At 41.0% G+C, this 12,597-nt stretch carries 10 protein-coding genes and 1 pseudogene; 2 read left to right on the top strand and 9 right to left on the bottom strand.

Going from position 1 to position 12,597, the window contains the following annotated elements:
- Nucleotides 1-119: 119 nt before the first annotated feature.
- The 6 genes and pseudogenes from M0M83_RS03065 to M0M83_RS03045 form a co-directional block, all read right to left on the bottom strand.
- Nucleotides 120-2,138, bottom strand: coding sequence for an ATP-binding protein (locus M0M83_RS03065; RefSeq protein WP_000211147.1), 2,019 nt, complete (start codon nucleotides 2,136-2,138; stop codon nucleotides 120-122).
- A 145-nt stretch (nucleotides 2,139-2,283) separates the two neighbouring features.
- Nucleotides 2,284-2,472, bottom strand: coding sequence for a helix-turn-helix transcriptional regulator (locus M0M83_RS21440; protein ID WP_000127615.1), 189 nt, complete (start codon nucleotides 2,470-2,472; stop codon nucleotides 2,284-2,286).
- A 785-nt stretch (nucleotides 2,473-3,257) separates the two neighbouring features.
- Nucleotides 3,258-3,326 (bottom strand): annotated as a pseudogene (locus M0M83_RS03060) (LexA family transcriptional regulator); the annotation flags it as partial.
- 115 nt (nucleotides 3,327-3,441) lie between these two features.
- Nucleotides 3,442-4,356: a nucleotidyl transferase AbiEii/AbiGii toxin family protein gene (locus M0M83_RS03055; RefSeq protein ID WP_213912995.1), complete on the bottom strand. Its 915-nt coding sequence runs from the start codon at nucleotides 4,354-4,356 to the stop codon at nucleotides 3,442-3,444.
- An 8-nt stretch (nucleotides 4,357-4,364) separates the two neighbouring features.
- Nucleotides 4,365-5,201 carry a type IV toxin-antitoxin system AbiEi family antitoxin gene (locus M0M83_RS03050; RefSeq protein WP_125891871.1) on the bottom strand — a complete coding sequence of 279 codons (837 nt, stop codon included), beginning with the start codon at nucleotides 5,199-5,201 and terminating at the stop codon, nucleotides 4,365-4,367.
- Between the two features lie 502 nt (nucleotides 5,202-5,703).
- On the bottom strand, nucleotides 5,704-6,768 hold the full coding sequence (locus M0M83_RS03045; RefSeq protein WP_248467586.1) for a tartrate dehydrogenase: 1,065 nt from the start codon (nucleotides 6,766-6,768) through the stop codon (nucleotides 5,704-5,706).
- 102 nt (nucleotides 6,769-6,870) lie between these two features.
- Here M0M83_RS03045 and M0M83_RS03040 point away from each other — a divergent pair, with 102 nt between their 5' ends.
- Nucleotides 6,871-7,785: a LysR substrate-binding domain-containing protein gene (locus M0M83_RS03040; protein ID WP_125891869.1), complete on the top strand. Its 915-nt coding sequence runs from the start codon at nucleotides 6,871-6,873 to the stop codon at nucleotides 7,783-7,785.
- A gap of 34 nt (nucleotides 7,786-7,819) precedes the next feature.
- On the top strand, nucleotides 7,820-8,731 hold the full coding sequence (locus tag M0M83_RS03035) for a helix-turn-helix domain-containing protein (protein WP_125891868.1): 912 nt from the start codon (nucleotides 7,820-7,822) through the stop codon (nucleotides 8,729-8,731).
- A gap of 45 nt (nucleotides 8,732-8,776) precedes the next feature.
- Here the strand turns inward: M0M83_RS03035 and M0M83_RS03030 are convergent, their stop codons facing one another.
- From M0M83_RS03030 to M0M83_RS03020, 3 genes are read right to left on the bottom strand one after another with little or no spacing between them, the layout of a single operon-like run.
- Nucleotides 8,777-9,730 carry a PDR/VanB family oxidoreductase gene (locus M0M83_RS03030; protein WP_213912997.1) on the bottom strand — a complete coding sequence of 318 codons (954 nt, stop codon included), beginning with the start codon at nucleotides 9,728-9,730 and terminating at the stop codon, nucleotides 8,777-8,779.
- A gap of 16 nt (nucleotides 9,731-9,746) precedes the next feature.
- Nucleotides 9,747-11,195: an NAD-dependent succinate-semialdehyde dehydrogenase gene (locus M0M83_RS03025; RefSeq protein WP_248467585.1), complete on the bottom strand. Its 1,449-nt coding sequence runs from the start codon at nucleotides 11,193-11,195 to the stop codon at nucleotides 9,747-9,749.
- Between the two features lie 36 nt (nucleotides 11,196-11,231).
- The gene (locus M0M83_RS03020) at nucleotides 11,232-12,359 is read right to left on the bottom strand and encodes an aromatic ring-hydroxylating oxygenase subunit alpha (RefSeq protein WP_248467584.1); all 1,128 of its coding nucleotides are present in this window, start codon (nucleotides 12,357-12,359) and stop codon (nucleotides 11,232-11,234) included.
- Between the last annotated feature and the right edge of the window lie 238 nt (nucleotides 12,360-12,597).

Raw genomic sequence — 12,597 nt, 5'->3', positions numbered from 1 at the left:
AATTAAGGAAGAGACTGAGCTAGTACAAATGACCGAGTCAAGTAGTGCATTTGGCTCGGTTTAGATTAGTTGTTTTTCCAGTTACAAAAAAACAACTTATCGAATAATTATTATAAGTCTCACGACGCCTCAGAGAGAGGTATTTGCAATTCATCCACAAGGGTTTGCTTAGATTTATACTCTAGCTCGCTTCTCTTTATTTTTAGCTTTTGTAATAAAGCACTATGAGTCACCTCGAAATCATTAAAAATTGTAGACCAACTTTTAACGTATACTCGAATTCTTTCATCCGCCCCGGAAACAAGGCCCGCGCCGCCCTTACCAGCAAGGTCTTTCAACCGCCTTGTAATTTGAGTATCATTCTGGGAGATTTTAGTTCCAACAAGAACAACATCAAATCTCATTCTCTCATCATTAAAGGCAGGATGCTTATCAAGTACCTCAGCATAACGTTCAGCTTGAGCTAAATGTTTCTTATTCAATGCTACACTTGGTCTTTTTATTTCAATGATCGTACATTTAATAAATTCTTCTTGTGTAGAATGATCAATTGTGACCATTTTGCGTGCAAGAAACAAATCTACTTGGCCTTTTGCCCCCTCTATGGTAGCGCCTTCAATAAGATCACTGGTACTGATATCGTCCCCATCCAATATTTCAATATCTGAATTCCGAAGATTTCTAGCTGTATTAGAAAAGTCATCCTCTTCGGCACCTATAGTTGTGTACTGAGGGCCAAACAACCATGTATTAGCCTCAATAATACCTTGTAAGTCTGGTGTTTCTAGAACTTCTTTAGCGTGCTCTTTAAAAAGGTACTTCATTTTCTGTACGACTAGATCTCGCTTATGAATGTGTCCAATCGTGCTAATTATATAATCAAGTTTAGATTTACTTATTTGAGATGCAAATTCATCCATTTGCTCCTTATTTAAGTCTAAAACGCCTTCCAATATATCTATCAAACTATCATTTTCACTTGATGTAGATAGCCTATCAAGCAAACCGATTATAATTTTTGTTTGCTTAGCCTTTAGCCCATTAAAAGCTGCTGGATCAGCAACGCAGATACTAGTTACTAATTTCTTCGTATGTGCAATTCTAAAGGAACGATCTTCGTCAGACTCCCAATTGTAAACAGGAAAATATCCTTTTTCTTCGAAAGAATCGACAAGCTGAACAGCTCTTTCTCTAAGGAACCCCTGATAAATCTCGGCTGTTTTGTTGCGCAGTTCTTTTAGCAGCATAGCTAAAACTTTATTCCCATCACTCTTTTCACTAATGAAGAGATCAGCATTTGGAGATGAGGTATCTTGAAAATTATCGAACCACTCAGATTGTATATATCCACTTATGAAAAAATTGTTTTTGTAGTTAAAACCAGTCAGATTTCTATACTTCTGATGTTCTTTTGAATCTCTAAAATAATTGTATGACTTTTCACCAGATGGTTTTTTTATCCACTGAATGATACTTGAACTAAATATATTTCCATCAACATCTATAAGCTCTTGAAACAACCTATGTTGGGGAGGCGTCACTCGGACTCTATTAACTGATATTTTAAGGTTAGAAAAAACTATTAGCTTCCAACCAAATTCATTTGAAAGCTCCTCCATGATATTTTCAATATTAGGGATTTTTTGAGATTTTTCACTCGTAATGCCCGTAAGAAATACTGATGTCCCACTTCCATTTGAAAGAATACTACTATGCTGTTCTTTATCGTCGATCAACTCAACTTTGTACGTTTTAATACGAGACGAGTCTATGGTAATACGTGCATTCTCAGATTGTCTTCTCGTAAGCCAGGTTGCTGTTGCAGCATATTTATGAAATGAATACCGCCCTCTGCCTTGACTGCCTTTTTGGGTAACCTGTTTTTTGGATGAGTCATCCCAATTATCAAAATTTCGGTCTAGGTTATGAAAGTCAATTCCTTCACCATTATCATGGATCTCTATTGACTCCACCCCGCCGAGATCACAGGTGTTAATAATGACATCAATATCTGATGCACCAGCATCCAAACCGTTCCAGATATATTCACTCAACATCTTCCAAGCGGGAATTGAGCCGAAACGTTTTTTTATCGACGCATTTGTAATACCTGTTGTCCGTTCTTGAGGAGTCGTCACTTACCTATCCATCCAATCAATAAAAAATCCATGCTGCTATCTTAGCCTAAGTTGGTGTACATATTAACTATATTGTTGGCACAAGCCGGCGTTTCAAAGCGTTAGTCCAAGCTCCAACAGAAAAACTAAGCTACGCTATCTATTCCTAATTCTTCTCATACTCCTCCAAGTCTTCAATGTGCCACAGCTTGTTTCGTGTATTTCGGTTGATACGAGGTTGCGGCAAGCTGCCATCTTTTATTCTTCGCCAGAGCGTCGTATAGCTAATGTGGTAACGAGCCATAACTTCGTAAGACGTTAGAAAAGGGGTTACTTGGTGCGCTACTGCTGTCATCTGCATTCTCCTGAAAATCAATGTAAAGCTATCATCGCCTGATTCATCACTTGTTGATGGTCAGAAAGATGCATGATTTGTTCAGAAGATCAGGCCCATACAAATGAACTTTTAGGACAGCAAGAAAGCAACCGGTAACCAACTCAACCGGCAAACAATTAGAGATAATCGCGAACGTCTTACCATCATTTCTCGATTTTTGGCATAAAAAATATAGGCAAGTTTTGGCTAAAACCCAGTAGGAACAAGGCCTACAGCTAGGTTTGTGTCATGGAATTTGGCTAAAAACGGTAAATATGGCGATTTGTACTCAAGTTTGTACACATTTTCCGAGGTTACGCTTGAACATCATTGAAAAGCAAAGAAACGAGAAAAAGACAAAAAGCCTTTAAATTCAGTACGTAGAGATGTGATTGTGGTGTGCAATGAAAGGTGGTTTTAAGCGTTGAAAGGCTGGGCGGCATCAGGGTGAGATATGATAGCAAACGTTCTGCGTGTGCTAACTTCATGGAGAAAGTTCTGATCTGTCATTTAACCGTTCTTTTCGTTTATATACAGATTTGTATAAGCATTCGAAGAGGCTCAATGTGGCTCTTGGCGTCGCAAATCCGTCTTGTTAATCAAAATTAGCGGTTATTTTCGCAGATCTTGGGGGTATTAACAATCAAAGGCTATCTAATCTGTTACCATTTACTCTCAGTGTGCGCCAATACTCAGTTGTAGCTGTTTGTAATCATTGCTTCTTCAGCCCATAAACAACTGTCTCTAAACCACAAATTCCTTCGCTACCAAAAATCGATGATAGCTTGTCGTACTACGCCAATAATGCTGCAATTGCCGTTGTTCGGTATTGCATGGTGTAACGAGACCTAGTCGATTTACCAGAGCAAATCTGGCTGATTAGCTGCTGTATGATACCAATGTGACGAACCAACAACTCAAAGCAGCAAAACATCTATTTTTTAGAAATCACATACTGAGAACATCTTTCAGCTTTTCTAAGGCTTGTGTATGTTTGTCATTCGGCATTTTTGCTAAATTGATTTGTTTCCATTTGATGGCAGGAAGCTCACAGACTCCATTCAGGCCGAGTAAAGACCAGTCAGGCTCTCGATTTTTAAAGGATAGCAAAAAAGCCTTTTCAACATCGGTCAGTCCTTGGTGAATGAGGTCTACTAGGCGTCCCCTTACGGCTTCCAGTTCCACCAACGGGACATCCGTCTCGGCCATGTTAGTAAACTCACCTTCATAGGTGGCAGTAATATCCTTAAATTGCGGACTGAGCAATTCTGCCATTGGCCGATTATGGCTTGATAAATAAACGAGTAATGCTTTACGAATTTCATCCGTTAGCCCTTCATTCTCCAAAAGCAACTTCACATCAAATAAGTCTCTTGGATGCTGTCTATCCAATGCTGCACATATCTTTCCAGCATAAAGATCAGCTAAATCAATAACAGGCATTTCAACATAACCAAATTCGTCTTCTACGACTGCGCAAACTTCCATCAGCTTTGGTTCATAAACAGTACCGCGCAATACAGGTGATAACTCGACTTTGATTTGCACACCGTTGCGAGCAATGATCAACCTTAGAGCATCGCGTTTTGACCGATAAGCTTCCGTTAGCTCGACATCTTTAAATGTTATTTTTAAATCCACGCTAATAGCATCAAGTGCATCACAGATTTCCTGCAAGGCATCATCACGGCTCTTCATTGGCAGATACACCAAATCAATATCGACCGATAAACGAGGAAAGTCTCTGACAAATAAATTGATTGCTGTACCACCTTTGAGCGCAAAGCATTCCTGTTTGGCAACGAAAGGCAATACCTGTATCAAAAGCTGTACTTGCTTGTAATAAATACTGTTTCTATCCATCGCTGAACTTATCCTTTACTTGCCAGCACCATATGCTGGGGTACTGTTATTAGATACTCTGTATCCAATTTTCCACCTTTAGCAACAACACGCTTACCTGAGCCTAAATCGTAATTTTCTACATTTAACTTATCAAACCAAGGATAAGCTTGGCGTTTTGCGAGCCAAAAGAACAATCGTTTGGCCTTTACGCTTTTACACGCTTTTAAGAGCGAATCTAGTTTTCTTGGAGATAAATTCACCAACCCCTGCATTAGCTCATCGGCATGTTCAAATGACACACTTTCAGGCAAATCCACCAACACTTCCAATATGGCTTTTTCAGGACATGAAAAATATACAGGTGGTAATTGCTCTCCCCATTCATGCTCTTTAACAAATGCTCTATCTTTGAATAAGCTCTCAGGCCAAAGTTTACTTGTACTATGTCCTTCGAACTTAATTGGCAATGACAGCCTCTCAAGCCAGGAAGGCAGCTTTCCCGTTGCATATAAATGAATATGAGGGGTACTTCCTAATGACAAATATTGCGACAAACCAGATATGGAAAGCGCTGACAACCCACCGACTACGACAGGCGGAAGTTGTTCATCTGCACTTTTGTTCATCATACGCTGCATAGAAGCGACTACGCCTTCCCAAGTGACTGTTCGAGAATACTGGCTGTAAACACCTATAGCTAGCGGCAATAACGTATCGGTTTTGACAGCGTTATCCAACGCATGAGCACTCAAGCCCTGCTCTGCAAGCCATTTTTTTGTCGCTAACATACCATAAGGTAAAAGAGTTTTAAGAGACTGCTTATAAGACTCTTTCACCGTTTCGCGCTGGGAATGACTAACCATTTTTAAACACCAAACCTTTTTCTAGTTTACCTCTTTGCTATTTCGCGGCGAATATCGCCGTAAAACCTAGCCTTAATAAACTATCACAACAAGGCGTGGTTTACTATTCTTTCTATTCACGGCGAATATCGCCGTATTATTTCGAACTTTTAAACCCAATCTACCGAACCTTAGAAAACTTACTTTGCCCAGTCCGCGAGTAATATCTGCAATGTTTTGGTGTGTTTGTTTTGTACAGTTACTAGATCAAGTAATAAAAGAACAAGTCCCATCCGAAGATGGAAGTTTTTAGCTCAAGCCTATGAATAACAAGGGATATAAGACGGTTTATGTCATGGGATTTTCGCCAGAGCCCCCTAAAACGGAATTTGTACTCAAGTTTGTACACACTTTCCGAAATCACGCTTGAAAATCATTGAAAAGCAAAGCATCGAGGAACAGGCAAAACAGTCCCTCGATGGCTCACGAAATTGGCTCAATAAACAGCGTCTTTATGCATCAACTAAGCACTGACCAAACGGGCTATTTCATCCCCCAACGCCTGAGTACTCGCATTTCCTCCCATATCACGGGTTAGATGTTGGCGCTCCTTAATGGCCGTTTCTACCGCAGACATAATCGAATCATGCATCTCAGGGCACCCCAAATGTTGCATCATCATCGCTGCCGCCCAAATCGTGCCAATTGGGTTGGCAATATTTTGCCCTGCAATATCCGGTGCTGACCCGTGAACCGGCTCAAACATCGATGGAAATTGCTTTTCTGGGTTAATATTGGCTGATGGCGCAATCGCAATCGTTCCTGTACAAGCAGGCCCTAAATCAGACAAAATATCGCCAAATAGGTTTGACCCGACAATCACATCGTAGAACTCTGGCATTCTCACTAAATTGGCTGCAAAGATATCAATATGGAATTGGTCAACTTTGATATCTGGGTATTGCTTCGCCATTTCGGCTACGCGGCTATCCCAATAAGGCATTGAATGAAATAGTCCATTTGATTTCGTCGCTGAACTTAAATGTTTTTTCTCACGCGACTGCGCCAAATCAAAAGCATATTTTAAAATACGGTCGGTTCCCTTACGGGTAAAAATACTTTGTTGCAGCACCATTTCTTCATCAGTGCCTTCGTACTGAATACCGCCAATCGCCGAATATTCCCCTTCTACGTTTTCACGCACCACATAAAAATCAATATCTCCCGGTTTTTTATCTGCTAACGGACACTTAATGCCATCAAACAAACGGACAGGACGCAGGTTAACATATTGGTTAAAAGCGCGGCGGATAGGTAATAGCAGCCCCCATAATGAAATATGATCAGGAACACCCGGGAACCCTACTGCGCCTAAGAAAATCGCATCAAATTTTTTCAATTGTTCTAAGCCATCTTCAGGCATCATACGCCCCGTGCGGTGATAGGTTTCGCACGACCAATCAAAATGGGTAAACTGCAATTTTATCCCGTGCTTATTTGCCGCTGCTTCTAATACTTTTAACCCTTCAGGGATCACTTCGGTACCAATACCATCACCAGGAATAACTGCTATGTTAAATTGTGACATTGTGAAAACCTCTGATAAATGAATTATATCTGTTTGTTCTCCAGTTTAGGGGTTGCTGTGATAAAGTATAGATATGAAGTGTAATCCTTAGGTTTACAAACTATGAACAAACTTCCTTCGTTAGAGGATATCCGCGTTTTTGTCACGGTTGCCCGTTTGATGAGTTTCTCTCAAGCCGCTTCACAGCTGTTGGTATCCCCAGCTTATGTTTCTAAACGCATTAAGTTGCTAGAAGAAAATTTAGGACAAACTTTATTTTTTAGAACCGCTCGCGCAATTAAGCTCACTCATGAAGGGCAAATTATTTTACGTAGCAGTGAAGTGATGCTAACTGAGTTGGAACAGATGCAACAGCAACTCAACGCCTGTCGCGAAGAGATCCGTGGCTCTCTGCGTATCAGCTGCAGCACTGGGTTTGGCAGTGCTTATATTAACCCGTTTATACTGACATTGCGGGGAAGTTACCCTTTATTAGGCATTGACCTCACTTTAACCGATAAGTCTGTCGATATTATTAGTGAAAACATTGATGTTGATATCTGTATTGGCGGTACGATAGCTGAGCAATTTATTGCTAGGCGGATAGCACAAAACCAACGTATCCTGTGCGCTTCACCGAGCTACTTAGCAACACACGGCTACCCAAAATATCCACAAGAACTGGAACAAAAGCACTTTTGTATTGCGATTAAAGAACGTAATCAAGCCCCCGCGGTATGGAAGCTTGAACACCAGCAAGAAAGTATGACGGTCACCCCCAATAGCAAATTAACCGTCAATAATGGTGAAGTCGCCAAGCAGTGGTGCTTAAGTGGCGAAGGTATCTTATTGCGCTCCCAATGGAGTGTGCTGCCTGAGTTGCAGTCTGGCCAATTAGTGCGAGTATTACCGCAATGGCATCAAACCGCGGATGTTTATGCTGTATATTCGAGAAGTCTCCGAACGAGTGCTAATCTTAGAGTCTTTATCGAAAATCTAGAGCAATACCTTGCGACTCACTTATCACATGGCTTTTAGTTAACTCCATAAGTTATAAGGTAAACATGAATTGATGGCAGAAACAGAGACAGAAACATTCAAAGAACGTTTGTTGAAATTGCTAAAACAGAAAAAAATGAGTCAATTAAAGGCAGCTGAAGCCCTTGGTGTTTCCCGAACGGCAGTCAACAAGTGGACGAAAGGCGGCATGATTGATGAAGATAATCTTGAAAAGCTCGCCACGTTATTGGATGTCGACAAGATATGGTTGAAATACGGTGAATATACCAATAACCAAATCACTGTGAGCCATTCAGGCGTCATGCGCAATATCAATGAAGTCCATCTTCAAGAATCCGCAGACATCGTGACCTGGGAGTGGGACTTATTAACGGGGGAATTGAACTACTCCGATAACGTTGAGGCCGTATATGGCATCAAAATCACCAGTAATGAAGATTTCTGGGCCTTAATGAGCCATGACTCCAAGGAAAAGTTGGTTAATGGATATTCCAAAATTATCCGTGAAGGGGGTGCCCATGAAATGGATTTTAAAATTAACTGGGAAGGCGATTACCGTTGGATCACATCCCGGGCCACAGGAGTCAAAGGCCCTAATGGCAAAGTGACAAAACTGGTTGGGATCAGCTTAGACAACACAGAACGTAAAAATACTGAACTGCGCCTGCGTAAAATAAAATGCTATTTTGATGTTTTATTATCTCATTTCAATCACTTAGTTGTATTCACAGATAAAGCAGGCGAAATATTAGCCAGCAACTTACACAATCAATCGACAGAAATAGATTACCTTGAACTACAACGTTTATTATATCAATTAGTGATCAACCATAAGCCATGGTTAGATGAAGTCTTTCGGACTGGGCGGGGGCAAATCGTATTTCAAGACAAGCAAATTACTGCTTATCAACACTTGAATGATGAAAAACAGCCTTTTTTAATGTTTGAATTAAACGATATTTAAAACAGGTATTCTGCCCCACTTGTGGTCTAAGCGGGGCAAATTTAATTATAAATCAAGGACTAACCGTTTAGATTTAGCTCGCGAAACACACAACATCATGGTTTTTTGCTCAGCTTTTTCATCATCATCGAGGTAGTGGTCACGATGATCAGCCTCTCCCTCAAGTATTGCCGTTTCGCAGGTTCCACAAACCCCATTACGGCATAAACATTCCACGTTAATGCGCTTATCTGCTTCGATTACCTGCAAAATAGACTCATCTTTACCGATTTCCAAACTAAAGCCTGAACGTTGAAAATAGACCTCAAATGAATCCCCTTCGCTGGCAACTTCCCCAAAATTTTCAAAATGAACCTGTGATTCACCAAGGTGCTGATGACCCTTTTCAATCACCTCATTAATTAATGATTGGGGACCACATACATACAGATGGCTATTCCTCGCTTGTGCTTGAACCAGCTGTTCAACAGACATTCGTTGCCCTTGGCTGCCGTCATAGAGAAATAAACGAGAACCAATACGCTGTTGCAAATGTTCAAGAAATGCCGCTGTTGCACTATCACGAAAACAGTAATGGAGCTCAAAATCCATTCCATTTTCTTCTAATTCATAGAGATAAGAGAGAAAAGGCGTGATCCCAATCCCGCCAGCGATCAAAATATGCTTACATTGGTTATCCGGTGCCAACGAGAAAAAATTCTGCGCTGGGGACAGGTACAAACTATCCCCTGGCGATAGCTGCTCATGCATAAATGCAGAGCCGCCTTTCGAATTTTCATCACGCAATACAGAGATGCAATAACTGCCACACTGCTGTGGATCACTGATTAACGAATAAGCGCGTTGTAAACCAGTCTGCCCATCCATGTGAACGGTAACGTGGCTACCTGCACTAAAAGGCACAAAAGCACCATCTTGCGCGACGAATTCAAACATTTTAATATTTGGGCTAATTTGCTCAATTCGACTAATATTGACTGCAATTTTTTGTTGGTTCATCACAGTGCCTCTCTTATTATTCAATATCTAAACACAGATACTTAGTACTTAAATAATCCTCAATACCATATCGAGAGCCTTCTTTTCCTAAACCTGATTGTTTCACGCCACCAAAGGGAGCAACTTCATTAGAAATTAAGCCTGTATTGATACCGACCATGCCACTTTGTAGCTTTTCAGCTACACGATATACACGACCTACATCACGAGAAAAGAAATAAGCCGCTAAGCCATAAATCGTATTGTTGGCGCGAGTAATCACTTCATTTTCATCACTAAAACGAATCAATGTTGCAATAGGACCAAAAATTTCCTCATGAACAATCTTCATTGAGTCATCAACATCAACAAGGACTTTGGGATTAAAGAAATTGCCATACTCCGCCACTTCATTCCCTAAGGTTAATTGGCGAGCGCCTTTCGCTAATGCATCTTGCAATAACTCATTCATCCCATCGATAGCACGTGTTGTGATCATCGGCCCAATGTCGGTACTGGCATCAAGACCATTACCGACTTGCAACTTGGCGACTTCAGCAACGAACTTGGTCTGAAATTCATCGAAAACCGCATCTTGAACATAAAAACGGTTCACACAAACACAAGTTTGCCCACCATTACGGAATTTCGCTTGAACCGCACTCTTTACCGCTTTATCAATATCCGCATCATCAAAGACAATAAAAGGCGCGTTCCCCCCCAGTTCGAGTGAGGTTTTCTTAATTGTTGATGCGCACTGCTCGGACAATATTCGGCCAACTTGTGTTGAACCAGTAAACGAAAATTTACTGATAAGCGCATGTTTAGTTAGACGTTCTCCAAGAACACGAGAGTCCCCAGTAATGACGTTGAATATCCCAGCAGGAATACCGGCTTCATCCGCCAGCTGCGCTAATGCAAGCGCCGTAAAAGGCGTTTCTGTCGCGGGCTTGATAACAATACTACAACCCGCAGCCAGTGCTGGAGCCGCTTTACGGGTGATCATCGCTGCGGGAAAATTCCACGGGGTAATCGCACTACAAACACCAATGGGTTGCTTGATTGTCGAAAGGCGGTTACTACCCACTGTTTGAGGAATGGTTTCCCCATAAACACGTTTTCCCTCTTCCGCAAACCATTCAATAAATGACGCGGCATAACGAATTTCACCTTTTGCCTCATGCAGTGGCTTACCTTGTTCAAGAGTCATTAAACGCCCGAGATCGTCAACATGGGCTTCAATCAACTCAAACCAGCGGCGTAAAATAATAGAACGTGCTTTCGCCGTCTGCTTACTCCAACCTTCCATCGCAGAATGTGCAGATTCAATCGCCCCATCTACTTGTGTGGCCGACAGACTGGGGATCGTTCCCAGCACAGATTGATCAAAAGGATTAGTCACAGGGATTTTATTGTCTGAATCAACCCATTGCCCATTGATATAACATGACTGACGAAATAGTGCAGGGTGAGTTAAATGATGCATTTGTGACTTCTCCTTTTATTTTTATGGTTAACGTAATTACTCAGTGTGCGCGCCAGCGATGATTTTATGGAAATGCGCAACGCCATGTTCACTAATCCCACTGCGCTGCCTGTCAGCCATGATACGGCCTTGGCCTCGGTAACCACGCGATCTCAACCCTTTTTGTACACTTTCTACTAACCGTAAATCTTCTGGACGGAATACCGTGCGATACCATTCCACTAAGTTTTTCTGATATTCAGTCAACTCTTCATTGAGAAAATAAATATCATAGTGCTGCAAGGTTTCCCCTGCGCTCACAGGAAACTCATAAATGACCGTCATGAAATCGCCGCCTGGAGGCATATTGAACATGGTGCTAGGCCAAATCCAAAAACCAAAGAAACGCGGATCTAAAACAGATTCATCAAATTGATAGGAGGACTCGGAAGGTTTTGCCTTACCAATTTGAACAGTCCAATTATCCAATAATTGGTGTTCGTATACGTTGACATCCACAGAGCTTGCGAAGCTCACATGGTTGGTTGGGCAGTGATAGCATTCAATATAGTTATCAACGATAGTTTTCCAATTGGCTGGTGTATGGCTAACAAACCGAGCGGCCAATTTTAAGTCGCTAATTACTGCACAAGCTTCTTGCATTTTTTCCGCTAGACCTGGAAGTTGCTCTTCAATAGGTTGCGGTTCGCCTACGGTCATATTTATATAAATAAACCCTGCATGTTCAGTAACATGGAAGCTACTTAATGTCATTGCATCAGCTTCAAAATTGTTCACATTTTCACAATTAGTCGCATGTGCTAATTGGCCATCTAACTTGAATGCCCATGCATGGTAAGGGCAAGTAATCACATTTTTGACTTTACCACTTTCGCCACTGATCAGTTGATGTCCTCGGTGTGGACACACATTATAGAAACCGCGCAACACCTCATCGCGACCGCGAACAATCACAAGGCTTTCGCCAATAAGTTCACGGGTGATATACGAATTTTTTTCTTTTACCTCACTAACATGTCCGACACAAACCCATGAGTTAGCGAATATTTTTTCTTTTTCATACTCAAAAATATCATTAGACGTGTAATAACGTGCAGGGATTGTCCATGCGTTATCAATATCAAGGTGATCATTAATCGAAATGACTTTAGCTGCATTGCTCATAATTGCCCTCACTTATGTAAACTTATAGTTAACATCTTTTTTAAGAATGTTAATGCAGATCCCATTAATGATCAAACTAAATATTGATAAAAATTCAATCAAAAACATTTAATACATATATAACAACAAGTTAAATACATTACAATTATCTCAACTGTTAATAATTAGTTAATTACTTGTTGACTACACAATATTTGCATGGCTATTCTCTGTAAACCGAAAGTAGCAATTAATAAAA

Origin of the sequence: Providencia rettgeri (assembly GCF_023205015.1) — a bacterium.
In the GTDB taxonomy this organism is placed as follows: domain Bacteria; phylum Pseudomonadota; class Gammaproteobacteria; order Enterobacterales; family Enterobacteriaceae; genus Providencia; species Providencia rettgeri_E.
This window is presented reverse-complemented; position numbering and strand designations above follow the sequence as displayed.

Excerpts from the sequence above, each read along its gene's own strand:
- M0M83_RS21440 (WP_000127615.1), bottom strand. The coding sequence starts at position 2,472 with ATGACAGCAGTAGCGCACCAAGTAACCCCTTTTCTAACGTCTTACGAA.
- M0M83_RS03055 (WP_213912995.1), bottom strand. The coding sequence starts at position 4,356 with ATGGATAGAAACAGTATTTATTACAAGCAAGTACAGCTTTTGATACAG.
- M0M83_RS03050 (WP_125891871.1), bottom strand. The coding sequence starts at position 5,201 with ATGGTTAGTCATTCCCAGCGCGAAACGGTGAAAGAGTCTTATAAGCAG.
- M0M83_RS03045 (WP_248467586.1), bottom strand. The coding sequence starts at position 6,768 with ATGTCACAATTTAACATAGCAGTTATTCCTGGTGATGGTATTGGTACC.
- M0M83_RS03040 (WP_125891869.1), top strand. The coding sequence starts at position 6,871 with ATGAACAAACTTCCTTCGTTAGAGGATATCCGCGTTTTTGTCACGGTT.
- M0M83_RS03035 (WP_125891868.1), top strand. The coding sequence starts at position 7,820 with ATGGCAGAAACAGAGACAGAAACATTCAAAGAACGTTTGTTGAAATTG.
- M0M83_RS03030 (WP_213912997.1), bottom strand. The coding sequence starts at position 9,730 with ATGAACCAACAAAAAATTGCAGTCAATATTAGTCGAATTGAGCAAATT.
- M0M83_RS03025 (WP_248467585.1), bottom strand. The coding sequence starts at position 11,195 with ATGCATCATTTAACTCACCCTGCACTATTTCGTCAGTCATGTTATATC.
- M0M83_RS03020 (WP_248467584.1), bottom strand. The coding sequence starts at position 12,359 with ATGAGCAATGCAGCTAAAGTCATTTCGATTAATGATCACCTTGATATT.